A 25,216-nucleotide genomic window follows, 5' to 3' on the forward strand; every position below is an offset into this window, starting at 1 on the left:
GGGTGAAAACTTGTTTGACTTCTTCATGGCTCAATCCTCTCAGAGTGTTGAGCCTCCTCAAAAACCGGGGCGATTCAACGAGTGACTTTTGGCAACGCTAGCCTATCAATAGAGTCAGTGGTGCTCACGCCTTCGTACACCTTAAAGCTCTGGAATACAAACCGAGGGCCTGCGCCGCGACCTGCAATCAATCTGCGGTTGCGTATGCGCAGCGTTTCGCCACCGAAACGACGTCAATTCGACAATTACCTACACCTCGCAACCGATCCTCGGCGATCCGCCGACGACAGGTTGTCGTCTGCACCACGATTCGACAACGTTTCGCCCACTAAACGACGTCGATTCGACCACGAGCCAAACGCGCACTACCGCTCAGCCGCGATCCGGGCGGTCAGACCCCGTTAATTGCTGCATTTTTGAGCAGCATCTGGCACTTTGGATGGCAAGGAGACCCTTTCCATGCCCCATTTATTGCCATACCTCCCGGTCACGGGACTTGTCCAAGCGCACTTATGCATTGCCCCTTCGGGACAACGCTTTGGTGCGCCACCCTTCGGTGGTCGAGACTTCAACTTCCACGGTCGAGGTCGCCCGCACATTCATCGGAAACCACGCTGTCGAGGTCGCCAGCTTCATTGGTCCGGTGCCACCCTCCCAGTGTTCGGGGGAGCGCTATGAGCATCTACCACCTCACGGTCAAGATGCACTCGCGTGCCAGGAACAAGAAGCTCCACGCGCTGCGCGCACTGGCCTACCGCACGGGATCGCGAATCGTCGATCCAGTCACCCAGCACATCTATGACAGCACGTCCAAAAGCCGTGAGGTCATCCACAACGCCACCATCACACCCGGCTTTGGTCCTGCTTGGAAAGACAATCCGCAAGACCTTTGGCAGCACGTTCACCAGTCCGAGAAGCGCAAGGACGCTGCCATCTTTCGGGAGTTTGAGTGCGCCCTCCCCAAAGAAATCGCTGATGGAACCTCCCCAGAGGCCTGGGTACGGCTGATTGAACACTTCATTCGAGACCAACTCACTCCGCACGGGGTGCTGGTGACTTACGCGATCCACAACAAGCCAGGCAACCCGCATGTCCACATGATGTGTACGACCCGGCATTGGACCGCTGACGGATTCGGCCCCAAGAACCGTGCCCTCGACACTTTCAAGGTACTGTATGGATGGAGAAGGTCTTGGGCAGACCACTGCAACACAGCTTTGCAACGGGCAGGACGATCAGAGCGGGTCACGCACAAGTCTTTTGCCGAACTGGGCCTGCAACGAGAGGCCACTGCCCATGTTGGCCCCGCTCATGTGGAGCAGACGAACCCCCAATATGCTCAGAAGCGTGAAGAGGTGATCGCGCGCAACAAGAAGGTCCAGGAACGAAACCACCGCCGACGATTGGAGCGCCAACGACGTGCCCATGTGCACTTGTGTGCTGGTGTCTGTGGCGTTCAGATGGTGCGGCACATTGGTTCGTGGGAAGGGTTCGCCCCCGCAGATCAAGGTGCGCAACCTCCACGCACATACCCACTGGCGTTGCGTTCAGAAGCATTGGACCATCCCGCACTGGCCGACCAATCAGAGGCAGATGCACGCCGTCAACTGTTGCTCGCATGGCCTGATGCAGAAACAGCGTTCAACGTATTGGCCCGATGGCGTGAAACGCTGGGCCGATCTTGGTCCTGGTCCATTTTTCAGGGGCAGTACCAGCGCATTCGCAAGAGCCAAGAAAACCCCTTGGCGGAACTACTGGCCAAAGAACTGATGTGGGTAGTGAGCCGTGCACCTAAACGCCTGCCTGACTGCTTGGACGCTGCCGATCCACCCCACGTTATTCGGGCCGCGTTCAGCGTGAAGGAATGGGTGGGCAAAAACAAGCCCCAGCTCTTGGGGGCGTTGGAGGCCCTGATCGAGCAGGCCCAATCCAGGCTGCCTGAATTCCGGCAGCGTCCAAACCCATCGGCCACCGAGGTTCGAGCGACAGCACGCAAAGTGCCTTCGGCAACATTTCGTGAGGTGCTGGTGTCATTTCCCGAGCTGTCTCATCTTGGTGGCTCAGCAACTGACATCGTTGCAGCCTGTCAGCGCCTGGCAGCCGCGATTGACCGACCCTTCACCCCAGAAATCCTGCGCAAGCGCTTGCAACGCATGACGCAAGGCAAGGAGTTACCAGAACCCATCACCAACGAATCGCTGATCGAATCGTTGCTGATCAAGGACCTGGTCTTCGCTGCCAAACGCAGGCCACATCGTCTGGCAGATGCTCTGCGCGCTGTACCTCCGTTGCGCATAGCGTTCTTTGAAGAGCTGGTGCGAGATGCGCTGATCGGCACAGTTCGGGAGCCAAACCACGCACAAGCGGCCAGAGCCTTATCGGCATTCCAGCAGCTTGAATTGCAGGCGAAGTGGGCTGTTGAGCAGGTGTTGACGCCACAGCAGTTGGGGGACTTCGAGTACCGCCGTTCGTGCTGTCAACGATTCGGTAGCACGTACACCTGGCAAACCTTCCAAGCGGACATCAATCGCTTGGCTGGATCTCCCCAAGGCTGGCAGAGAGCTTGGTGGGATGAGTTGGCAGACCAGTTCACACCCACTGTGTTGGAGTCCATCAGTGCTTTGTGCCCAGCCTGGTACGAAAGGTCCTTCGAGCAGTGGAGCGGGGTGCAGAAAACCACATCACAGGTGACTCAGCAGCCTGGGGATCGGGGTCATGCTCAGGATTTTCGGGGGGTGACAGGCGTCGGTCGCGCTGATGATGGCTTGCAAACCCGCATGAATACTGGCTTCGGGGTACCCACTTGACAGATCGGGGATCGGTTTGCCAATCTGGTTGCACATAGGAGCAATTAATGATGAATGAGCAAAACCCAAACCCGATCAATGGTCAATCGGAGAGCCATGGCCAACAAACTTTGACCAACGAGGCCCAGAGATTGGTCGGCTCCATCGAGCAAGCGCTCGAACAAACAGATTCAGACGGCGCTAAATGGAAGCAGCAGTTCGAGAAGAAGTGGGGTTGCCAAGTTGTTGTGGACTGCGAGCAGCAGCCCTTTCAAGTCACGCTAATGGTGCTTCCTGTCGATAAGTATCCCGATAACTGGCGACTCATGCCCTGGGTCGATTTGCGCGGAGTCCGCGACGCTGCCGGGGTGTGGCCTGCGATTCAAGAGAGGGCCAAGCGCTTGGATGAGATCGGAAAATTTCACCGGTACATCAACTTTGAGTTTGATGCCTTGGGCGTCTTCGAGTCGCGTGATTTGCTTGGTTGGATGCTATCGCAAAGTTCGCTGATGGATACGACTGGATTCGGTGTGTGCGGCGGACTCCCAGAGGAGCGAAAGGTTGATCGCGAGCGTTTTTATAGGCGGGTAGGTCAAATCATTGATAGACCACTCGAAGCTGTTTTGGCTGACTGGATCAACTGCATTGAAAAGCAGGTTCCCAAGCCAAAAGAGCGACTGAAAAGCGATCTTTCCAAGGTGGAGTTCGAATTCGTTAACGAAGACGAGCGCGAACGTGTTGCGGAGGATGAATCGCTCTCTGATGATGACTTTTCGGGCTTGTGGCGCCTTGAAGTTGACGGCGTTTTGATCAAAGGCACATGGGACTACTGGACATTTGACGGCAACACCAAGGTAGTCTTACATGGCTACCACTTTGTTTCTATCCCTAAACTTGCGTCGAATTCGGCCACTGAAACGGAGAATTCGGAGTGGGAGTTAAGCATCTATCTTGCACTGACAGATCAGGACTTCAATGCAAGACCGGGAATGTTGAGCATCTACGAGGAGATGGGTGGAGCGCCCGTCTATACGCCAGCTGTTGAGGCGTTAGACGGCCCTACTCTGGCAGAGCTGGACTACAACATCAATCCCTGATGATCGCACGCAACAAGGTATTGACGCCATGACTCACCACTTTCAGCAAAACCATGCACCCACCTTCGCCCCGACTACGTCACGACTATCTGCTGCTGCACAAGCCTCTGATTTCCGCGCGCACGGCGCTCGAAGCATTTGCTACACCAGAGGGAGTCGATGCATACAGAGATTTTCCAAACCTCGTTTCAAGGGCTGAGAACCTGGTGCCGGATTTACAGGACCTCATCAAGACATTGACATCGGAATTAGTGGCGGCCAGAGTTTGCATGGCGCTGGACGGCGTAGCTCTTGGGGCGCCAATTGATGCAGATCTACCTGCCGATCTTTTTGAAGGCTAAGGCGCACATCAGAGAGCGCGGAGTTTCGCCCGCCTGGACTCATCAACACGTTGACAGAGGCCAGGGGACTCTTCCTCAGCAGCGATAAGCCACTGGTGCCTCACGGCCTCATCAACCCAGACGCTTGCGAGAGCATTTATCCAGTCCATCCAATTCACTTCGATGCGCTCGTTCATGAACATCTCCACAGTGGACTGAATGCTTTCCCAACAAGGCGCGATCACCAAACCTTGGCGGTCTACGAAGAACGGCCATGTGGCATCGTCGTTGGATACCGCCGAAACGACACCAAACCTCATCACGTGACGCATGGGACCTGTGTTGCTCAGAGCATTTTTGCGCGACGCAGCTGCGTTTTTGGCAATCGGCAGATGCTCAACATGAGGGTAAGGATTGGGTTGGCTGATCGACTCTCCGGCGATGTACTCAACCAAGGTGCTCGCCAGGTACTTCACCTCGTCGCCTTTTTTACCGCCAGCCCAGTTGGGTGCTGGGGGCGGTGGCTTCAACTTCTTGCGCCGCTTTTCAAGCGTGCTCACTGACATATCGAGCATCAGCGCGGCTTTTGCGGCTGAGAGCAACTTGACCCGCCGCACTTCCGGCGAAAGCGCCATGACCTCGGCCAACAGAGCGTTTTGCCCCGCATCCATATCTTCAATGCTCACTGACTGCCTCCCCGTCAAGTCTCGGCAGCACTGTGGCATGCCGGAGTATTTCGTCTTCTAGCTTCTGCATGTATCGGCGCAGGGTGTCCTGATTGGGCTTACCGTATCGCGCGGTTACGTTCCCCATTTGCCCGTGATTCATGAGCTGCTGAACAACAGCATAGGGCATGCCCTCGATATTCACGGCGACGGTGCAAAAGGTCCGCCTGAGATCGTGCATGGTGAACACCCACTGGGGTCGGTATCTCCGCTCAAACTCCTCTTGGGCTTCTACTGACGCGGCAATCTCCGCACCCCGGCTTGCGGCGTAGTCACTCCAAGCCACCTGCATGCTCTTTTTTTCTAGCGCTGAACGAAGGGATGCGACGAACTCACGAGGGCTGTTGTAGTGGGCAGACTCGGTTTTGGGGTTTTTGGACGACGCGGGGAAAACGTAGAGCTGGTTCGGCTGCTCTTGCTGGCGCAATCTCATCAGCCAGGTGGCAAAGCGTCCGAGCGGCACGCTGTGGGTTGTGCCGGACTTCGTTCCCCTAAAAGTAACTTGGCCGCATTCCACCCCCTCGGGAAGCGACAGCACGCTGAATTCCGACTCGTCTAAGCCCTCCGCCAACAGCTGATCACGCCAAACCAGCTTGGCTGTCTCACTCTTGCGTGCACCCAACAACAACGTCAGCAGCATGTAGTCCACCGCATCGCGGTTGCGCTGGCGCTTTGCCCAAAGCGCATCCAGCCACACCCCGAGCTTCTCAGGTGTGTTCTCCAATGGGTTGCGAACTTTCCGGTCTTCGTACTCAGCTTCTAACTCTGCGCGTGTGCGCATGTGTCTGCGAGCAATATTGAACGGGTTGACCAACAGCTCGCCATCGAAGGATGCCCGGTTTCGGTTGGCCTGCTGGTCTTCAATGTGAACGTTAAACGCAGCGCGGCACCACATCAACGTCTGTTCTGCTGCCGTGCGATGTCCCTGTTCCTCGGCAATGCGTTGCCAGATTTCTTGAACAGACTTCACGCCGATCGTGCGCAGCGACTTTCCAAGCCACGGGTTCAATCGACGGATGGCCGCCTCAATGGCTTTTACCGAATTGGGCCGGGGGTCTTTCCCCTTCTTGTACTGCTCCAAATAATTCGCCATCACGTGCCCCAGGGTAGTGGCCACAATTCCCCGCTCCTCGGCACGGAGTTCCTGAATGTCCTCACCCCGCTTCATCGAGAAACGCACATCCCCAGCAATCTGTCGGACATCAGTGAGGGGGTCGTCGGTGTTCACATTTAGCCGGGGATAGTCACCCAAGGCCACCTTCGTGACCTTCCCCCCCACGCGGACTTGGAGGTAGAAGGTCTTACGCTTCGTCCCCACATACAAGCACAGGCCTGGCGGCGTGTTGGGCCCACTGTCAGAGACAATGTAAGCCTTGGGCTCGTCAACGTCAGTTAGGCCGACCATCTTGCCGTTTGCCACCAAAGGGCGCACGGACGGGGTCAGCTTTTTGAGGTTGTCGCGTGTGAAGATGAAGCGCATATACCCACCCAAAATTGCGTGATGAGGGTCTCTATTTTGCTACATTCTTGCTACGCAAAAATGGCGGTTCTGTGCGGTTCTGTGCGGTTCTATGCGATTCATGACAAGACAAGAAAGCTGAGTAGTGACAAAAAATATAGAAAATTCAACAGCTTACGTAAAAACACAAGTCATGGAGAATGACTTCTCAAACCACACCCCCATGATGCAGCAGTACCTGGCCCTCAAGGCCGGGTACCCCGAGACGCTTTTGTTCTACCGCATGGGCGACTTCTATGAGGTCTTCTGGCAAGACGCCGAAAAGGCCGCGCGCCTGCTCGACATCACGCTCACGCAGCGAGGCCAGTCAGGCGGCCAGCCGGTGGTGATGGCAGGGGTGCCCTTCCACGCGCTCGAGAACTACCTGGCGCGCCTGATCAAGATGGGCGAATCGGTGGCCATTGCCGAGCAGGTGGGCGAAGTGGGCGCCACCAAGGGCCCGGTGGAGCGCAAGGTGGTGCGCGTGGTCACGCCCGGCACACTGACCGACACCGAGCTGCTGTCCGACAAATCCGAATCGCTGCTGATGGCCGTGCACCAGGCGCCCCGTGCACGCTGCGGGCTGGCATGGCTGAGCGTGACGCAGGGCCGCGTGTTCCTGGCTGAATGCGCCCACGACGAACTGGGTGCCTGGCTGGCCCGCGTGGCGCCCAGCGAACTGATCTACAGCGCGGGCGTGACCGAGCGCTTTGAGCAGCAACTGCAGGTACTGCGCCAAAGCGGCGCCTTCACCTGCCCCATGAGCCCCCGGCCCGACTGGCAGTTCGACAGCGCTTTGGGCGAACGCAAGCTGCTCGAAAACCTGGGTGCCGCCAGCCTGCAGGCCTGGGGCGCGCAAGACCTGGGCGAATCGCACGCCGCCGCCGCCGGGCTGCTCACGTATGCCGAACACACGCAGGGCCGCACGCTCACCCACGTGCACAGCGTGCAGGTGCAGCGCAACGACGACCTCATCGACCTGCCCGCCACCACGCGGCGCAACCTGGAGCTGGTCAAGACCCTGCGCGGCGACGATGCGCCCACGCTGTTTTCGCTGCTCGACACCTGCATGACTGGCATGGGCAGCCGCCTGCTCAAAACCTGGCTGCTGGAGCCGCGCCGTGACCGCGCCGAAGCACGACAGCGCCTGTCAGCCACCACCGCCCTGCGCGGTGCGGGCGGCGCCGGTGGGGGCAGTGGCCCCTGGGCCGTGCTGCGCGGCGAACTCAAAGGCGTGAGCGATGTGGAGCGCATCACCGCCCGCATCGCCCTGCGCCAGGTGCGCCCACGCGAACTGGTGGGCCTGGGCAAAACGCTACAAAAAGCAGAGCTTCTAGCGCTTAATGGACAAGCGCTAGAGCCCTATTTGATTCAAATTTTCAGCCACCTGCAGCCACCCGATGGCTGCACTGCCCTGCTGCAGGCCGCCATTGCCGAAGAGCCCGCCGCCCTGGTGCGCGACGGCGGCGTGATCGCCAACGGCTTCGACACCGAGCTCGATGAGCTGCGCGCCATCCAGACCAACTGCGACGCGTTCCTGCTGGACCTGGAAACGCGCGAAAAGGCGCGCACCGGCATTCCCAACCTGCGCGTGCAGTTCAACAAGGTGCATGGCTTCTACATTGAAGTGACCGGCAGCCACCTCGACCGTGTGCCGGACGACTACCGCCGCCGCCAGACGCTCAAGAACGCCGAGCGCTTCATCACACCCGAACTCAAGGCGTTTGAAGATAAGGCCCTGTCGGCCAACGAGCGCGCCCTGGCCCGCGAGAAATGGCTGTACGAGCAGATCCTGGACCAGCTGCAGCCCCACGTTCCAGCCCTCACCCGCCTGGCCCAGGCACTGGCCACGTTGGATGTGCTGTGCGCGCTGGCCGAACGCTCGCTCACCCTCAACTGGTGCGCACCCCAGTTCGTGCCCGAGCCCTGCATCGAGATCGAAGGCGGCCGCCACCCCGTGGTCGAGGCGCGCCTGGCAGAAACGTCGAGCGGCAGCTTCATCGCCAACCACACGCGGCTGAACGCCAACACGCGCATGCAGGTCATCACCGGCCCCAACATGGGCGGCAAATCCACCTACATGCGCCAGGTCGCGCTCATCGTGCTGCTCGCCAGCATGGGCAGCCATGTGCCCGCCGCCAGTTGCCGCCTGGGGCCCATCGACGCCATCCACACCCGCATCGGCGCGGCGGACGATCTGGCCAATGCGCAGTCCACCTTCATGCTGGAAATGACCGAAGCTGCGCAAATACTGCACGCTGCCACGCCCCACAGCCTGGTACTGATGGACGAGATCGGCCGCGGCACCAGCACGTTCGACGGCCTGGCACTGGCCAGCGGCATTGCCACGCACCTGCACGACAAGACCCGTGCCTTCACGCTGTTTGCCACGCACTACTTTGAGCTGACCGAGCTTCCCGCCAAGGCGCGCCACGCCATCAATATGCATGTGAGCGCCACCGAGAGCGGGGCGGACATCGTGTTCCTGCACGAGATCCAGCCCGGCCCGGCCAGCCGCAGTTACGGCATTCAGGTGGCCAAGCTGGCGGGCATGCCCTCGCCCGTGCTGCACCACGCCCGCCATGCGCTGGCCGCGCTCGAAGAGCGCGCGGGCGAGGATGAGTTGCAAGTGGACCTGTTCGCCGCGCCCGAGGTGCCCGAGAGCGCGGGCGCCAGCCCGCTCGAGGCCGCGCTTTCAGGCATCAACCCCGACGCCCTGAGCCCGCGCGAAGCGCTGGATGCGCTGTACCAGCTCAAGAAGTTGGCAGGCTGAAGCGACGCCCACCCCGGCTGCGCTACAGGCTGCTGACCGGGCTCTGGGCACATCGCCAGCGCATTTTTGAGCCCCAGGGGCATCAGGCGCTAGTGCCATATGCCCTGGTTGCTATCATTTTTGAATAGCCGTACCCCGCAACAACTGGGAGCTACCTGCAGGGGCACAGGCCGCCAATGCCACAGGCGACTAAACTCGCGGGTTACCTCCAAACAACGAACCCCATTGCTCCATGACGTACTGCGTCGCCATCAAACTCAACGCCGGGCTGGTTTTCCTGTCCGATTCCCGCACCAATGCCGGCCTGGACCAGATCAGCTCGTTCCGCAAGATGATGGTCTATGAGAAGGTGGGGGACCGCTTCATGGTGCTGCTGTCGGCGGGCAACCTGTCCATCTCGCAGTCGGTGCGCGAGATCTTGCAGACCGAGCAGATCAAGGATGGGGAGTCGGGGGAAGCCATCACCATCTGGAACGCCAAGAGCATGTTCGACGCCGCCCGCGTGCTTGGCGCCGCCGTGCGCCATGTGCATGAGCGCGACGGCGCAGCCCTCAAGCGCTCGGGCGTGGACTTCAATGTGTCCATGGTGTTTGGAGGTCAGATCAAGGGCGAGGGCATGCGCCTGTTCCAGGTGTACTCAGCAGGCAACTTCATCGAGGCCACGTCCGAAACACCGTACTTCCAGGTTGGCGAATCCAAATACGGCAAACCCGTGCTCGACCGCGTGCTCACGCCCGAGACCCCGCTGGACGAGGCCGCCAAGTGCGCGCTGGTGTCGATGGACAGCACGCTCAAGTCCAACCTGTCGGTGGGCCTGCCGCTGGACCTGGTGGTGTACGAGGTGGACCGCTTTGCCACCGACAAGGTGATCTGCATTGACGAGAACAACCCGTACTTTCGGATGCTGCACGACAGCTGGGGGCAGAAGCTGCGCCAGGTGTTCGACAGCATCGAAGACCCCGCCTGGACCGGCGGCGCTACCGAGGTGCCGATCATGGTCAGCCCAGCGCGCAGCAAGCCACTCAAGAAGATCACCAACCATACCGACCGGCTGATCTGACGCCCTGAAGGCCAGCGCACCCCACGGCACCCGGCCGCGTGCGCGCCTGCATCCTGGCCCTGCCACCCCGCCATGCCCTCCATGCTCCCCATCGTTTTCTCGCACGCCAACAGCTTTCCGGCCAGCACCTACCGCGTGCTGTTCAAGCACCTCAAGACCCGGGGCTTTGAAATCAGCGCGGTCGAACGCTATGGCCACGACCCGCAGTACCCGGTGACCAGCAACTGGCCACACCTGGTGCAGCAGCTGGCCGACTTTGCAACGGCGCAGGTGCAGCGCCTGGGCCAGCCGGTGTTTCTGGTGGGGCATTCGCTGGGCGGCTTTTTGAGCGTGATGGCCGCCGCCCGCCACCCCGAACTGGTGCGCGGCGTACTGCTGATCGACTCGCCCCTCATTGGCGGCTGGAAGGCCAACGTAGTCAGCGTGGCCAAGCGCACCCAGGTGGTGGGTTCGATATCGCCGGGCCGGGTCAGCCGCCAGCGGCGGTTCAGCTGGGCCAGCAACGAAGAGGCGCTGGAGCACTTTCGCAAGAAGAAGGCCTTTGCACGCTGGCACCCCGAGGTGTTGCAGGATTACATCAACCATGGCCTGCAAGACCACGATGGCAAACGGGTACTGGGCTTTGACCGCGCGGTGGAAACAGCCATCTACAACACCCTGCCGCACAACCTGGGCCGCCTGCTGAGCAAGCACCCGCTGCAGTGTCCGGCCGCCTTCATCGGCGGGCGCGATTCCGAAGAAATGAAGCAGGTCGGCATGGCCATGACCCTGCGTGTCACCGAGGGCCGCACCATGATGCTGGACGGCAGCCACCTGTTTCCCATGGAGCAGCCCGTGGCCACTGCAGCAGCCATCGAGGCTGCGCTGCTCAACCTGGCCGCGCTCACGCCCCAGCAGCGCTGAGACGTTGTGGACGGCCCCTGCGCAGGGTCGCCACGTTCCGCCAAGCCACCAAATTCGGACCGCTGGGCACAAAAAAACGCCCCACACAGCCCCCGGATCAGGGGAAACAGGGGACACATGCCGTTCGCCAATCCCCTACACTGGCGAAATTGTTACAGCGTGATACACCCGACATGTCTGCACAGACCCCGACGGCCGGGCGCCTACCCGCGCTCAGCTTTGCCTTGCTGGCCGCCTTTGTCATCGCGACAGCGGTGCGCACCCACAATGACACAACCATCGCCATCGTCATCGCCTCGGCACTGATGTTTGCCTGCTGCTGGGCCAGTGCAGCGCATCTGCTGGGCACCCGCGCTGCCCTGCAGTTTGTCTTGATCGCGGTCAGCTTGGGCTGGTTTGCCGAACAGATGGGCTCCAGCCGGGGCTGGTTCTTTGGGCACTACACCTACACCGATGTACTGGGCCCCCGCCTGCTGGACGTGCCACTGGTCATCCCGATGATGTGGTTTGCACTGACGTATGCGGGCTATGTGATCAGCAACCTTATCGTCTGGCAATCGGCGGTGGACGGTGCGCCCGGCCTGGGCAATGCCGCCATGCTGTCATTTCTGGCAGCCATGATCGTGACCGCGTTCGACCTGGGCGCAGACCCCTACTTTGTGTACACCCTCAAGGCGTGGATCATGGCCAAGACCGATGGCGCTTGGTTTGGCGAGACCGTGCAGGGCTTTTTCGGCTGGGTGTTTGTGGCTTTTGTGATCATCTTCAGCTTTCGCATGTCGGTGCGCCAGCTACCCCTGCAGTCCGCCAGCCCCTTCCTGCGGCGCCACGCCATGGTGCCGCTGACCATCTACGCTGCCGGCATGGTGTTCCAGATGATTCTGGGTAGCCCGGTGGAAATCCGGACCATCGCTGCATTCGCCATGGGCATCCCGCTGCTTTGCGCACTGGCGGGCTTCCAACGCTGGCGCGCTCCGGGTAATGTCACGGCATGACCAGCAAGCCCCACAGCCCCCTGCTGCCAGCTGCCGATCTGGCGCCCATGCAGCACCACGCCGACCCTCTGGCTGACGCTGCGATTGCCAAGATCCTCGGGACCTGGCCCGCAGGAGACGTGGCCACCGACGCTCCGCAATGGGCGCACATCAACACGGTGAACCTACTGTTCAGCCAGTGGACCGACAACGCCACGCTGGCCACCTGGCAGGCGACTGAAGGCCCGGTGCAAGTGGGAGATGGCCCCCAGGCCGCCCGAGGCTATGTGACCGCCGTGATGGCAAAGGCGCTCAACGACTACGTGCAGACCGCCCGGGTGCTGCCGTCCTGGGCCGATACCCGCAAGATCGAGCGTGCCGAAAAACTTTTCATGGACCACGGGGCGCTGTCTTGCATCCTGCTGTTCTGTGCCAGCCTGCCCGAGTGTTACGTGGTCCCGGACCTGTCGAGCGTGTTGCACACGACCGGCCAGCTGGAACAGAACACCGAATACCGCATCCGTTCCACAGCGGCCATGATCTTCCCGGTGATGCTCCACGGCGGCCTCAGCACAACAGGCGCGGGGGTGGCGCAAGTGCTCAAGGTGCGGTTGATCCACGCCACGGTGCGCAACCTCATCCTGCACGGCAGCCCCCAACATGCCATGGCGCAATGGCAGGCGGGAGGAGACGGACTGGTGGTGCCGCGCGCCGCACCCGCTGGTGGCGGCCGGTCCGTGATGTACCAGACCCTGTACGCGCGCGGCTGGAACCTGGCCGCCAAAGGCCTGCCCTGCAATCAGGAGGAGCTGGCCTACACACTGCTGACCTTCGGCTACGTGTTCCTGCGCAGCATGCGCCGGCTCGGCCTCGGGTTGCCACCCGGCGACGAAGAAGCCTACCTGCACGCCTGGAACGTGGTGGGCCACGTTCTTGGCATCGACCACTCCCTGATGGTGGAAACGATGGCGCAGGGCGACGCACTGATGGCGCTGATGCAGGCCCGTGGCCGCGCCGAGCCGGTGACGCCCGATCCGCGCCCGGCGCTGGGGCAGGCTCTGATGCAGACCATGGCCAACGCGCTGCCCTGGCGCATCGTCAAGCCCTTCCCGCAACTCATGACCCGCTACCTGTGCGGTCCCGCAACTGCTGAGGACCTGGGGCTGAACCACCCGGTGCCCTGGCTGTCGGCCCTGTTGTTCTGGTGCGTTCTGCTGCTGGCGCGTGCCCTCGATGCCGTGGTAGGTCTGCTGCTGCCGCGTTTTTCGATCGTGCGCATGCTCACGCGGGCGCTGGGCTACCACTTCATGAGCCGGGTACTGATGAGCCAGACACGCCCACTGCAACTGCCCACCGAACTGCTCAACCAGGTGGACACCGTGGTGCACAGCTGGAGCAACGACCCCCATGCCCCCCGCTGGCTTAACCGCATCGAGGACCGGCTGACCACTACCGGCAGCTGGAGCCGGGACCTGGCCGGCAAGGCAAAGCCCGCGTCGGCGGGCAAGACGGGCCAGGCGCAGCAAACCACATCGCCGTAGCCGCCACGCCGATGCAATCGCTGCCGCGCAACCTCCCGATGCTGACCCGCCTGTGGCGCGGGCGTTGCGGCGTGGCAACGTTGGTGCTGTGTCTGCTGGTACTCATAGCTGCAGCCTTGCCCCGGAGCGCGCAGGCGGGCGAACCCTTGGTGCTCACGCACGACAGGCCGCAAGTGAATGCCTGGGAGGCCATCACCCTCAAGGCCGACCCTACGTACCAGCTCTCGGTGCAGGACATGCTGGACCGCCTGGACGAGTTCAAGGCACCAGCACGGAGCAGCAATTCACTGGGTGTGCACAAGGCGGCCATGTGGCTGCATATCCCCTTGGTTGCGCCAGAGACGCCGCGCACCCCGTGGGTGGTCAACATTGGCTACAGCTCACTGAGGGCCGACTTGTATCTGGCCCAGGGTGGCAAGGTGTTGCAGCAGGCCCGCGCACGCCAGTCCGATCCAGCGCAGCTGGCTGGCCGCACGCCTGCGATGGCCTTCGACCTGCAGCCTGGGCAACGTTACGACCTGCTGATACGGGTTCAGGCCACCGGCCCGCTGATTCTGCCCATCACGGTCAGCGAACTGCCTGTTCACCTGCGCCAGGCCCTGGCCGAGCAGATGCTGCAGGGCCTGCTCAACGGGCTGGCCTTCTGCCTGTTCGCATACAGCCTGATCCAGTGGGTCACGCAGCGTGATCGCATGTTCGGCTTTTACGCGCTGGTGGTGCTAGGCAGCGCGGGCTTTTCGCTGCAGTTCTTTGGCGTCGGTCCGCAGTATCTGTGGCCCGACAACCCGTGGATGGACCGGTATTCGGGTCCGGCAGCAGGGCTCACGGCACTGGCAGGCTCATTCCTGTTCCTGGGCCATACGCTGGCCGGTGACACCCCTGGCAGCTGGTACGCACGCACCATGCGTGTGGGCGCAGGCATCACGGCGGCGGTCTGCATAGCCTTGGTGCTGGGCTGGTTGAGTGTGCCCATCGCCATTGCGTTCATGAGCCTGGCGGGGGCCCTTCCCTCGCTCATCAGCCTGCCTGCCGCCGTGGCGCGGGTACGGCAGAAGGACCCCATTGGCGCCACCCTGCTGGTGGCCTGGATCGCCTTTGGCGTGGCCGCCGGAATGATGGTGTGCCTGGTGCAGGGCTGGGTTCCTGCCAACTTCTGGACGCTGCACTCGTTCCAGCTTGGCGCCACGTCAGACATGCTGCTGTTCTTTCGCGTGATGGGCCTGCGCGCCCGGGCCGCCCAGGCCCAGGCCCAGGAGGCCATGCGTGAGCGCGACCTGATGCAGTCACTGGCCAACACCGATCCGCTTACAGGCCTGAGCAACCGGCGCGGCCTGCAGCACGCCCTGCACGCCGCGCTGGCCCACTGCTCGCCCCAGCGGCTGGTCGCGGTGTACCTCATAGACCTCGACGGGTTCAAGCCCGTCAATGACGCACACGGCCACGATGTGGGCGACGACCTGCTGGTGGCCGTGGGCCACCGTCTGCTGGCCAATGTGCGGCACCAGACCGACCTGGTCGCTCGGCTCGGCGGTGACGAATTCATCATCATGGCCCGCGACCTGGCCACGCCCGAGCAGGCCGAGGACCTGGGCCGATCGCTCCTGCGGGCCTTTGAGCACCCGTTCACGCTGAGCCACCTGCGCATCCAGGTGGGCCTGACCATCGGGTACGCGCTGGCCCCCCTCGACAGTGACGACCCGCAGGGCCTGCTGCGGCATGCAGACGCCGCGATGTACGCGGGCAAACAAGGCGGCAAGCACTCGGTGCGGCGCATCCTTGCCACGGCAGCACTGGCATGACGACGATGCATCGCAACGCCCTGCACCCCGGTCGGCCGACACCCTGTCGCCCCCTGATGTGGCTGCTGGTACTGGCACTGTGGCAGGTGCTGGCCCTGCCCACCGCGCGGGCCGCTGACTCCAGCCCGCTCGTGCTGCCAGCCGATGCCCGCCCGGTCAACGTCTGGTCTGTGGCCACCATGCTGGCCGACCCTTCGCTGCAATGGGGCGTGCAGGACGCGCTGGCACGTCTGCCCGAGTTTGCAGAGCCCCCCAGCCGTGGCGGTAGCCTGGGCGTGCGCAAGGAGGCCATCTGGCTGCGCATGCCGCTGATGTCGCGCGTCGTCTCGGGCAACGAATGGATCGTCAACATTGACTTTGCGGTGCTCAACGAAGTTGACATCTACCTGACCACGCAAGGCCGGTTGGTGCAACACGCGGCGCTGGGCAACCTGCGCCCTTACTCCGAGCGCCCGCTGCGCGGCCGTACACCGGCAATGACGCTGGACCTGGCGGCCGACACGCCCTATGAACTGCTGATCCGTGTGCAAACTTCGGGCGCGATGATCCTGCCCATCACACTGAGCAAGGCGCCCTACCTGGTGCACCGGTCGCTGCGCGAGCAGATGTTCCAGGGAGTGCTGGCCGGGTTGGCTCTGTGCCTGGTGGTCTACAGTTTCACCCAGTGGGTCAGCCAGCGTGAAAAGCTGTTCATTTACTACTGCATGCTGGTGGTGGGCAGCGCCGGGTTCTCGCTGCAGTTCTTCGGCATTGGTACCCAGTTCCTCTGGAGCGACAGGCTCTGGATCGAAGTCCACGCAGCTGGGGCGGCGGGGCTTCTGGCCATTGCCGGCTCTTTCCTGTTCATGGGTCACGCGCTGATGGGCCACACGCCGCACAGCAGGTTCCTGCGGTGGATGAAGGCGGGCGCAGTGCTGAGCCTGGTGCTGCTCGCGGCCTTCCTGCTCGGCCTGATCAACACCCGGACCACCACCGCCATCATCAGTGTCCTGGGGCCCCTGCCCTCGCTCATCAGCCTGCCCATTGCCATAGCACGGGCACGCCAGGGAGACTCGGTCAGCACCACGCTGCTGGCGGCCTGGGTCGCATACTTCACGGCGGCTGTGACCATGGTGTGTCTGGTGCAAGGCCTGCTGCCGGTCAACTTCTGGACGCTGCACTCCTTCCAGCTCGGCGCTGCGGCTGACATGCTGCTCTTCCTGCGCGTGCTTGGACAACGCTCTGCCGCCTTGCGCCATGCTGCCTCCGAGGCTCTGCGCGAGCGAGACACCATGCGCTCGCTGGCCTACACCGACTGGCTGACCGGGCTCAGCAACCGGCGAGGTATGCAAATGGCCCTGCAATCGGCACTCTCACAGGCCAGCCCCCAACGCCTGGTGGCTCTCTACCTGATGGACCTGGACGGATTCAAGCCGGTCAACGACACCTATGGCCATGATGTGGGAGACGACCTGCTGGTGGCCGTGGGCCACCGGCTGCAGGCCAACGTGCGACAACACACCGACCTGGTGGCCCGTCTGGGCGGGGATGAATTCATCGTCATGGCACGCGAACTTGCCACGCCCGAACAAGCCCAGGAACTGGGGCAGGCCTTGCTGCATGCGTTTGAACAGCCGTTTCGGCTGAGCCACCTGTCCATCCAGGTCGGCCTGACCATCGGCTACGCGCTGGCACCGCTGGACAGCGACGATGCTCAGCATCTGGTCCGGCTCGCGGATGCGGCCATGTATGCAGGCAAGGAAAGCGGCAAGCACTGTATCCGTCGCAACCCTGGCGAACTGGCGCTGACTTCATGATCCCTTCGCGCTTCTGTGGCCTGATGCGCCGCCCAATTCTCGCAAGCTGCTGGTGGCGCACTGCCGGCATGCTGGCGGTGCTATGCCTGCTGCTGGGCGCCCTGGTGCCGCGCGTCAGTGCCGCGCCGCTGGAGCTGCGGGATGACCAACTCTCCATCAACGCCTGGCCCTCAGTGACCGTGCTGCCGGATCCGTCGGGCACCCTGCTCTTGGACGATGCCTTGGCTGCGCTGGCGCGCTTTCAGCCACCATCGGGCACCAGCGGCACCCTGGGCGTGCGAACTGAACCTGTGTGGGTACGCATACCGCTTGCCGTACCCACCACATCCAACGGCCTGTGGGTGCTGGACATCGACTACCCCGTGCTGCAGCGCATCGAGGTGTACCTGGCTTCGGAAGGCCACCTGACCCAGCAGGCCACCCTGGGCAGCCTGCAGCCCTACACCCAGCGCCCTCTGCGCAGCCGTACCCATGCGTTGCCGCTCACCATGCTGCCCGGGCACACCTACGACCTGCTGCTGCGCGTGGAGACCCGGGGCGCAATGGTGCTCCCCATCACCCTGAACAAGCCCACGACCTGGCACAGCAACGCCCTGAACGAGCAGATGCTGCAAGGCATCCTGACCGGGCTGGCGCTGTGCCTGCTGATCTACAGCCTGGCGCAATGGCTCAACCTGCGCGACGTGCTGTTCATCCAGTACGCGCTGCTGATTGCGGGGAGCCTGCTGTTTTCGCTGCACCTGTTTGGTCTGGGCACGCAGTACCTGTGGCGCGACATGCCGTGGGTGGAGTTGCATGCAGCCAGCCTGGCCGCGCTCACTGCCACCTGCGGCTCCTTTCTCTTCATCAGCCAGGCCTTGGCGGGTGACCGCCCCCGCAGCTGGCTGCTGCGCAGCATGCGTGGCGGTGCGGTGCTGTGCGTGGTGCTGGCCGCGCTGTATGCACTGGACTTGCTTAGCACCCGCGCAGTGACAGGGATCGTCAGCATCCTGGGGCTGGTGCCCGCGCTCATGGGCATTCCGGGGGCGGTACGCCGCGCGCGCCTGGGCGACCCGGTCGGCTCCACCCTGTTGCTTGCATGGCTACTGTATTTTTTGGCCACCGCCACGGTCATTGGCGTGATCCAGGGCTGGGTGCCGGTGAACTTCTGGACCTTGCACTCCTTCCAGTTTGGCGCCACGCTGGACATGCTGCTCTTCATGCGGGTGCTGGGATTGCGCACCAAGGCACTGCGGCTGGAGGCGCTGGACGCCAACCGCGAGCGCGACGTGATGCGCTCGCTCGCCCACACCGATCCGCTCACCGGCCTGCCCAACCGGCGCGGGCTCAACATCTCGCTCGCGTCTGCCCTGTCGCGTTGCAGCGCAGAAAAAATGCTGGCGGTGTACGTGATGGACCTCGACGGGTTCAAGCCCGTCAACGATCAACATGGCCACGACGTGGGCGATGAACTGCTCGTGGCCGTGACCCGGCGCCTGCAAGGCCATGTGCGCCAAAGTGACCTGGTGGCTCGCCTGGGTGGCGATGAGTTCGTGGTGATGGCTGGACAGCTGCACAGCCTGCAGCAGGCGCAAGAGCTGGGCCACAAGCTGCTGGATGCGTTCCGCTCGCCGTTTTCGCTGAACAACGTGCAGGTGGAGATCGGACTGACCATTGGGTATGCCATCGCACCCCACGACAGCACCGACGCGATAGGCCTGCTCAAGCTGGCCGACGCGGCCATGTACAGCGGCAAGCAGGGCGGCAAGTTCTGCCTGCGGCGCAACACGGGCGACCTCGCGCTGTCTTCAGCCTAGGGCATGGCGCAGAAGCGGGCTCAAACACACGCCAGCCATTTCTGCCATTTCCCTCTGGTCAAAGCGCGACAGCTCCGGTACACCCGGGGCTTCGCAACTTCCTGAAGGATCACTCGCCATGGCCCATCGCAAAAGTCCCGCCCGCCTTGCCAAAGACGCTCGCGTCGCACACTTTTTATCGTTGGCGGCAGGGCAGTCGGCCCTGGGCGCAGCACAGGCCAGCGGGCCGGTGCTCACCTGGGAGGCCGTTGCCGCCCTGGAAGCACGGCTGGTGGGGCGCATCGTGCTGCCCTCCAGCCCCGACTACAACACGGCGCGGCAGGAATCGAACCCGGCTTTCCAGTCGTACCCGGAAATCATCGTCTTTTGCGCCTGCAAAAACGATGTCCTGGAGTGCCTGGCCGTGGCCCGCACCTATGGCGTGTGGGTGGCCGTGCGTTGTGGTGGCCACAGCACCGCTGGCTACTCGGTCAACAGCGGCATGGTGGTGGACCTGAGCGACCTGCAAGGCGTGGTGCTGGACCCTGCACGCGAGCGCGTACATGTGCTGCCGGGCACCGACTTCGACCACTTCAATGGCGCCATGAACCACACCGGCTGGCACGTGCCCACGGGCGCCTGCGGCAGCGTGTGCGTGGGTGGTTTTGTGCAGGGCGGTGGATACGGCTACACCTCGCGCGCGTTCGGCATCCAGAGCGACCTGGTCGAATCCTTCCGTGTGGCGCTGGCCAGCGGCACCATCGTCACGGCCAGCGCGCAGGAGCACCCCGACCTGTACTGGGCCCTTCGCGGCGGCACGGGTGGCAACTTTGGCGTGGTGCTGCAGGTGACGTACCGCATGCAGCGGCTGGACCAGGTCTGGGCCTGGGCCATCAGCTGGGACGCCACCCACGCGGCCCAGGTGCTCACGCTGATGCAGGCTGGCTACATGAAGACCGGTGCGCCCGACGCCTTGGGCTACATGATGAACCTCGGGTTCCAGAACGGCGTGCCGGTGTACATGGTGCAGGGCATGTTCTGCGGCACCCGAGAGGACGGGCTGGCGGCCATCGCGCCGCTGATGGCTATTCCGAGCGCGCAGCTGCTGGTGGACAAAACTGGCACCTACCCCGACATGAACGTGTGGCTGGAGGATCACCCCTACACCCTGCCCGACAACCTGCCCGACGGCATTGCCGAAACCAAGGCCAGCGGGTACATCAATACCCGGCTGTCACCCGCCGACTGGCAACGCATCATCGATTACTTCAAAACCTCGCCCAACCCCTGGTCACTGGCCTATCTGGAACCCTACGGCGGCGCCATCAACCGCTACCCGGTGGCCGACAGCGCCTTTGTCCACCGCAACGTGGATGCAGACCTGGTGGTGGATGTGTTCTGGCGCAACCCGGCGGAGCGCGCCCAGATGGAAGCCTGGCTCGACGGCTTCATGCAGCTCGTGCGACCCTTCCTGAACGGCCACGTGTACCAGAACTACCCGGATGCGCGGCTGGCCGACTTTGCCTCCGCCTACTGGGGCCCGGCCTACCCGCAGCTTCAGCGGATCAAGGCGGCCTACGACCCCGGCAACTTCTTCCACTTCCAGCAAAGCATCCGGCTGCCGTGATGCCGTGCCCCTGCTCTGCGGGGGCGCAGAGGGAGGAAAAGGGCTCAGGCCGTCAACGCGTAATGCAGACGGCCCTTACCCGCCCGTTTGGCAGCGTACATGGCCTGGTCGGCACGGTTCATCAGAGCGTCGATGTCTCCCTCCAGCGGTGGGTACACCGCCACACCAATGCTGGCGCCAATGCGCAGCTCGCGCCCGTCCACCGTCATGCCCTGCTGCAGGGCGTCGATGATGCGGTGGCCGATGGTGTCGGTCACTTCGCGGGTCACCTCGTGGTCCAGCATCACCAGAAACTCATCACCGCCCAGCCGCGCCATGGTGTCGCCCGCGCGCACCGTGCTGGCGATGCGCTGGGCCACGATGCGCAGCACCTCGTCGCCCGCGCGGTGGCCCTCGGCGTCATTCACGTGCTTGAAACCGTCCAGGTCAATGAACAACAGCGCCACCGACCCCTCGGTGTGCCGCGCACGCAGCAGCGACTGCTCCAGCCGCCCCTGGAACGCGGCCCGGTTGAGCAGCCCGGTCAGTGAGTCGTGGTTGGCCAGGTAGTGCTGCTGCCGCGCGATCTGGATCTTGGCGGAAACATCCTGAACCAGCGCCATGATGGAGGTCACCTGGCCGTCGGCGTCGGTCAGGGCAGAGTTGAACCACTCGCAGTGCACCTCGGTGCCATCGCTGCGCACAAAACAGGTTTCGGCCCGGTTCTGGGACTCCTGGCCGGACTGCAGCCGCTGCAGCGCCTGCTGCAGGCTGTCGTCCATCGATGCGGGGGCCAGCAGGTCCGTCAGCAGCCGCCCCTCCAGCCCCGCCACATGCAGCCAGCCCAGCAGTTGCACCGCACGCTGCGAGCAATGCAGCAGCTGCAGCTGGTGATCCATCTCCACCACGGCCAGGGGGCTGTTCTCCATGTGGGACGACAGGCGCTGGTTGGCAGCGCGCAGTGCATTCATGGTGACCTGCAGCTCGTGCACGTCCAGCGCCGTGGTGATGAAACCGTCGATCGCGCCTTGCGGGTTGTGCCAGGGCGTCAGGCAGATGGTGCGCCACTCGTCAAAGCCATAGGGCGTTCGCAGCATGCGCTGGTACTGCACCCGCTCGCCGCTGAGTACGCGGTCCACAAAGGGCATGAAACGGGCGCAATCCTGCTCGCCATAGACCTCCACCAGCGTCTTGCCGACCAGTTCCTCCGGCACGGTGCCAAACCAGCGCGCGTATTCGTCGTTCACATAGATCATCGACAGGCTGCGGTCGATCACGGCCATGGTGGCGCCCGCGCTGCGGGTGATGACATCCAGCAGGCCCGCCTTGGACCACGCCTCCTTGCGGGCGGTCTCCGGGTGCGTGGACAACTCAGGCGCTTCTGGCGTCATGCGGCAATACCCCAGTGGGGGAGAGGATCAGCAAAGAGGCGGCGTCACACACCGGGAAAGGGTGATTGCACAAGGTGCGGCCGCCTGGGCGTAACTGTCTGTGAACGTCAGCTTAGCACTTTCGTCAGGCGCCCTCGCTCCCGGTCCACCCTTGCCGCAGGCGATGTGCCTAGCGGCAGCACCGGTAGGCCAGCCCCACTGATACCGAATAGCCCACCGGCTGCATGGTCAGAGGGCTGCGACGCGCATCACCCTGCAACTGGGACACCCGGGCCGCACCCAGCACCACCCAATGCCGGTTGAGCGCCGTCATGACCTCCACCCCGGCATCGACGCTGTACAGCCCGCCACGCGGCTCGAACGCAGGCAAAGGGCTGCTGCCACCTGCTGGAACCCCAAAATGACCACGCAGGTAGGTGCGGTCGCCAAAACTTGCGCCCGCCCCGAAGCTGACCTTGGTCTGTTCCGTCACGGGCCAGGTGTAGCCAATGCTGGTGGACCATTGCGCTCCGCCGTCGCGGCCCAGGATGTCCTGGGACACCCCGGCACCCACAGCCCAGCGGTCGGTGATGGCATAGCCCGCACTGATCCGTGCCCGCAGGGTGGACCGCACCGACGGCAATCCCACCAGGATGGGTGCGTCCGACCCGTCGCGGCCCTTGTCAATGCGCAGGGCTGCGCTCAGGCTGAAGCGGTCGCTCTGCGCCAGCGTGGCGCTGGCCCCCGATTCGCGGGGCCCCAGGCCGTGGCCCATGAAGGCGCTGCCGCGCGAGGTGCTCAGGCGAAACCGGCCGTACTCGATGGCCCAGGCGGGCCGCAGGCTGTTCTTGCGGCCATCACCGCCGGCATAGTCGGGGCCGCTGCCCACGATGGCGCCGATCGCGTAGTTGAGCCTGGGCGCTGCTGCCTGCTGGCTCTCTGCCTTGTCGGACACAGTGGTTTCCGTGCTGGCCGCCTCTGGCAAGCCCTGGGCGCCCACCCAGGGGCTGACCGTTAAGCCGGCGAGCGCCAGCGCCCGCAAGGAGATCAAGGAAGAGGAGACCCGACCGGTAGTGAAACGCATGGCCCGATTATCAGTCGGCCCACTGCACCCAGCCCGTCCACGCTGTCACCAAAACGATGACGCCGAACACGATGCGGTAATAGGCAAACGGCACAAAGCTGTGGCTGCTGATGTAGCGCAACAACCAGCGCACACACAGCCAGGCGCTGAGGAACGAGAACACCAGCCCGGTGGCGAACAGCGGAATGTCGGCCGCAGACAGCAGCGCGCGCTCCTTGTACAGGCTGTACACCCCGGCTCCAATCAGTGTGGGGATGGCCAGAAAGAACGAAAAATCCGTGGCCGCCTGGCGCGACAGGCCCAGCAGCATGCCGCCGATGATGGTCGCGCCGCTGCGGCTGGTGCCAGGAATCATGGCCAGGCACTGCACCAGACCGACCTTGATGGCGTCCAGCGGCGTCATCGCGTCCACGCTGTGGATGCGGGTGGCCGACGGTGGGCGCCGCTCAGCCCACAGAATGATGAAGCCGCCAATGATGAAGGTGCTGGCCACCACCACCGGCGTGAACAGGTGCGCCTTGATGGCCTTGCCAAACAGCAGCCCCAGCACCACTGCCGGTACAAAGGCGATGAACACGTTGAGCGCAAACCGCTGCGCCTGGCGCTCGGTGGGCAAAGCCACCAGGGTGGAACGGATCTTGACCCAGTACACCAGGATCACCGCAAAGATGGCGCCCGTCTGGATGGCGATGTCAAACACCTTGGCCTTGGCATCGTCAAACCCCAGCAACGATCCGGCCAGGATCAGGTGCCCGGTGGAAGAGATGGGCAAAAACTCCGTCAACCCCTCGACGACCCCCATGATGGCGGCCTTGACCAGCAATACAACGTCCACGCGCACTCCTTGCAAATAGGTGCGGGATTATCCGCCGAGGGCTCGCGGACCCGGGCTATGCGCCCGCTTCCTGGCCTCACCGCACGGTCCTCAGCGGCCAAAACCGCCTGCAACTCGCTCCGCGTGGATGCATTTCACTCCTGGTTTTCCGTATTTCATCGCACGGCCCTGGCAGACCCCGGGGCGCATCGGCACAGTTCGCTCCATCGAACCCGCCAGGAGCCCCGCCATGCAAATCACCCCCGTCATCGCCATCCACCTTGCCGCCGCACTGGCCGCTGTCGCCATCGGTCCCATCGCACTGTGGGCGCGCCAAGGCGCCACCCAGCGCCCCCGCCTGCACCGTGCAGCCGGGTATGCCTGGGTCACGCTGATGGTGGCCACCGCCGTGTCGGCCATCTTCATCACTGGCGGCGGCGGCCCGCGTTGGGGCAGCTTTGGGCTGATTCACCTGCTGGTCCCGGTGACGCTGGGAATGCTTGCGATGGCCTTCGTCTACCTGGCCCGCCGCAACATCGTGGGCCACCGCAAGATGATGCAACGGACCTACATCGGCGCCTGCGTGGTGGCCGGGGTCTTCACATTGCTGCCAGGGCGCTTACTCGGCCACACGGTCTGGTCCGCACTCGGACTGGTCTGAACGCCCACCACCACACCACCCTCTTCATTGTTCACAGGACGAACCACCATGCTGCTCAACCTCCTTGTCCAACAACCCCAGATGCTGGGTCGCATCATCGAAAACACGCCCTACTGGGTCTGGGCCTTGCTGGCCGGACTGCTGTGGCTGGGCGGCAGCCAGCTGCTGGCCCGCAGTGTGGGCCTCGTGCGGGCCATGGCCATGCCGGTGGCGATGACCGGCCTGTCGGTGTTCGGCATCGCCTCGGCCTTTGGGGGCGCCGGCCAGGCCCTGCTGCCGGTGGGCGCCTGGCTGGTGACTGCCGTGCTCATCGCCAGCGTGGCGCTGTGGCTGCAACCCGTTGCGCCCCAGGGCACGCTGTACGAGGGCCAATCGCGCTGCTTCTACATTCCGGGCAGCGCCATGCCACTGGCCCTGATCCTGGGCATCTTCCTCACCAAATACCTCGTGGGTGTGGAGCTGGCCCTGCAGCCCGCCCTGGCACGCGACAGCGGCTTTGCACTGCAGATCGCTGCGCTGTATGGCGTGTTCAACGGTCTGTTTGCGGCCCGCGCGCTGCGGCTGTGGAAGCTGGTGCAACGCAGCGCCCCCTTGGCCACATCACCCGCCACCGCCTGAGCCCCCACAACGATCC

Annotated in this window: 19 protein-coding genes; 14 read left to right on the top strand and 5 right to left on the bottom strand. The window is 63.3% G+C overall.

Translation table 11 applies throughout. The features are described from left to right. Positions 1-674: 674 nt before the first annotated feature. From AC1Q64_RS20550 to AC1Q64_RS20560, 3 genes are read left to right on the top strand one after another with little or no spacing between them, the layout of a single operon-like run. Entirely contained in the window at positions 675-2,807 is a 2,133-nt protein-coding gene (locus tag AC1Q64_RS20550) for a MobA/MobL family protein (RefSeq protein ID WP_492252616.1), read from the top strand. A 50-nt stretch (positions 2,808-2,857) separates the two neighbouring features. Then, entirely contained in the window at positions 2,858-3,883 is a 1,026-nt protein-coding gene (locus tag AC1Q64_RS20555; RefSeq protein ID WP_492252617.1) for a hypothetical protein, read from the top strand. A 53-nt stretch (positions 3,884-3,936) separates the two neighbouring features. Continuing rightward, positions 3,937-4,224: a hypothetical protein gene (locus AC1Q64_RS20560; RefSeq protein WP_492252618.1), complete on the top strand. Its 288-nt coding sequence runs from the start codon at positions 3,937-3,939 to the stop codon at positions 4,222-4,224. A gap of 8 nt (positions 4,225-4,232) precedes the next feature. Here the strand turns inward: AC1Q64_RS20560 and AC1Q64_RS20565 are convergent, their stop codons facing one another. Both AC1Q64_RS20565 and AC1Q64_RS20570 read right to left on the bottom strand, forming a co-directional pair. Beyond that, positions 4,233-4,889 (bottom strand): hypothetical protein, encoded by a 657-nt coding sequence (locus AC1Q64_RS20565; RefSeq protein WP_492252619.1) that lies wholly within the window; start codon positions 4,887-4,889, stop codon positions 4,233-4,235. Further along, on the bottom strand, positions 4,879-6,408 hold the full coding sequence (locus AC1Q64_RS20570; protein WP_492252620.1) for a site-specific integrase: 1,530 nt from the start codon (positions 6,406-6,408) through the stop codon (positions 4,879-4,881). The genes AC1Q64_RS20565 and AC1Q64_RS20570 overlap by 11 nt, the downstream gene beginning before the upstream one ends. 202 nt (positions 6,409-6,610) lie before the next feature. Between AC1Q64_RS20570 and mutS the strand changes: the two genes are divergently transcribed. The 9 genes from mutS to AC1Q64_RS20615 all read left to right on the top strand — a co-directional run bounded on the left by mutS (position 6,611) and on the right by AC1Q64_RS20615 (position 20,674). Continuing rightward, positions 6,611-9,199, top strand: a complete 2,589-nt coding sequence (mutS, locus tag AC1Q64_RS20575) for a DNA mismatch repair protein MutS (protein ID WP_492252621.1) — start codon at positions 6,611-6,613, stop codon at positions 9,197-9,199. A gap of 232 nt (positions 9,200-9,431) precedes the next feature. After that, positions 9,432-10,259 (top strand): proteasome-type protease, encoded by an 828-nt coding sequence (locus tag AC1Q64_RS20580; RefSeq protein ID WP_492252622.1) that lies wholly within the window; start codon positions 9,432-9,434, stop codon positions 10,257-10,259. Between the two features lie 81 nt (positions 10,260-10,340). After that, positions 10,341-11,162, top strand: a complete 822-nt coding sequence (locus AC1Q64_RS20585) for an alpha/beta fold hydrolase (RefSeq protein ID WP_492252623.1) — start codon at positions 10,341-10,343, stop codon at positions 11,160-11,162. Positions 11,163-11,335: 173 nt separating this feature from the next. After that, a complete protein-coding gene (locus tag AC1Q64_RS20590) occupies positions 11,336-12,157 on the top strand; it encodes a carotenoid biosynthesis protein (RefSeq protein ID WP_492252624.1) in 822 nt (273 codons plus the stop codon). Then, positions 12,154-13,677, top strand: a complete 1,524-nt coding sequence (locus AC1Q64_RS20595) for an oxygenase MpaB family protein (protein WP_492252625.1) — start codon at positions 12,154-12,156, stop codon at positions 13,675-13,677. The genes AC1Q64_RS20590 and AC1Q64_RS20595 overlap by 4 nt, the downstream gene beginning before the upstream one ends. A gap of 38 nt (positions 13,678-13,715) precedes the next feature. Continuing rightward, positions 13,716-15,476: a diguanylate cyclase domain-containing protein gene (locus tag AC1Q64_RS20600; protein ID WP_492252626.1), complete on the top strand. Its 1,761-nt coding sequence runs from the start codon at positions 13,716-13,718 to the stop codon at positions 15,474-15,476. A gap of 56 nt (positions 15,477-15,532) precedes the next feature. After that, positions 15,533-17,272, top strand: coding sequence for a diguanylate cyclase domain-containing protein (locus AC1Q64_RS20605; RefSeq protein ID WP_492252627.1), 1,740 nt, complete (start codon positions 15,533-15,535; stop codon positions 17,270-17,272). Beyond that, positions 17,269-19,068: a diguanylate cyclase gene (locus AC1Q64_RS20610; RefSeq protein WP_291437036.1), complete on the top strand. Its 1,800-nt coding sequence runs from the start codon at positions 17,269-17,271 to the stop codon at positions 19,066-19,068. Before AC1Q64_RS20605 ends, AC1Q64_RS20610 begins: the two co-directional genes overlap by 4 nt. Before the next feature lie 118 nt (positions 19,069-19,186). Continuing rightward, a complete protein-coding gene (locus AC1Q64_RS20615) occupies positions 19,187-20,674 on the top strand; it encodes an FAD-binding oxidoreductase (protein WP_492252628.1) in 1,488 nt (495 codons plus the stop codon). A 44-nt stretch (positions 20,675-20,718) separates the two neighbouring features. On the opposite strand, the gene AC1Q64_RS20620 is transcribed toward AC1Q64_RS20615, so the two are convergent. From AC1Q64_RS20620 to AC1Q64_RS20630, 3 genes are all read right to left on the bottom strand, one after another. Beyond that, entirely contained in the window at positions 20,719-22,044 is a 1,326-nt protein-coding gene (locus AC1Q64_RS20620) for a diguanylate cyclase domain-containing protein (RefSeq protein WP_492252629.1), read from the bottom strand. Between the two features lie 169 nt (positions 22,045-22,213). Next, on the bottom strand, positions 22,214-23,107 hold the full coding sequence (locus AC1Q64_RS20625; RefSeq protein ID WP_492252630.1) for a MipA/OmpV family protein: 894 nt from the start codon (positions 23,105-23,107) through the stop codon (positions 22,214-22,216). A 10-nt stretch (positions 23,108-23,117) separates the two neighbouring features. Then, positions 23,118-23,942, bottom strand: coding sequence for an undecaprenyl-diphosphate phosphatase (locus AC1Q64_RS20630; protein WP_492252631.1), 825 nt, complete (start codon positions 23,940-23,942; stop codon positions 23,118-23,120). Between the two features lie 229 nt (positions 23,943-24,171). On the opposite strand from AC1Q64_RS20630, the gene AC1Q64_RS20635 reads away from it, so the two are divergent. Together AC1Q64_RS20635 and AC1Q64_RS20640 are read left to right on the top strand one after the other, a co-directional pair. Then, the gene (locus AC1Q64_RS20635; RefSeq protein WP_291437044.1) at positions 24,172-24,582 is read left to right on the top strand and encodes a DUF2306 domain-containing protein; all 411 of its coding nucleotides are present in this window, start codon (positions 24,172-24,174) and stop codon (positions 24,580-24,582) included. A 48-nt stretch (positions 24,583-24,630) separates the two neighbouring features. Then, positions 24,631-25,200: a DUF6622 family protein gene (locus tag AC1Q64_RS20640; protein WP_492252632.1), complete on the top strand. Its 570-nt coding sequence runs from the start codon at positions 24,631-24,633 to the stop codon at positions 25,198-25,200. The last annotated feature ends 16 nt before the right edge of the window (positions 25,201-25,216 follow it).

This window comes from Acidovorax sp. GW835-FHT14G06 (genome assembly GCF_058793595.1).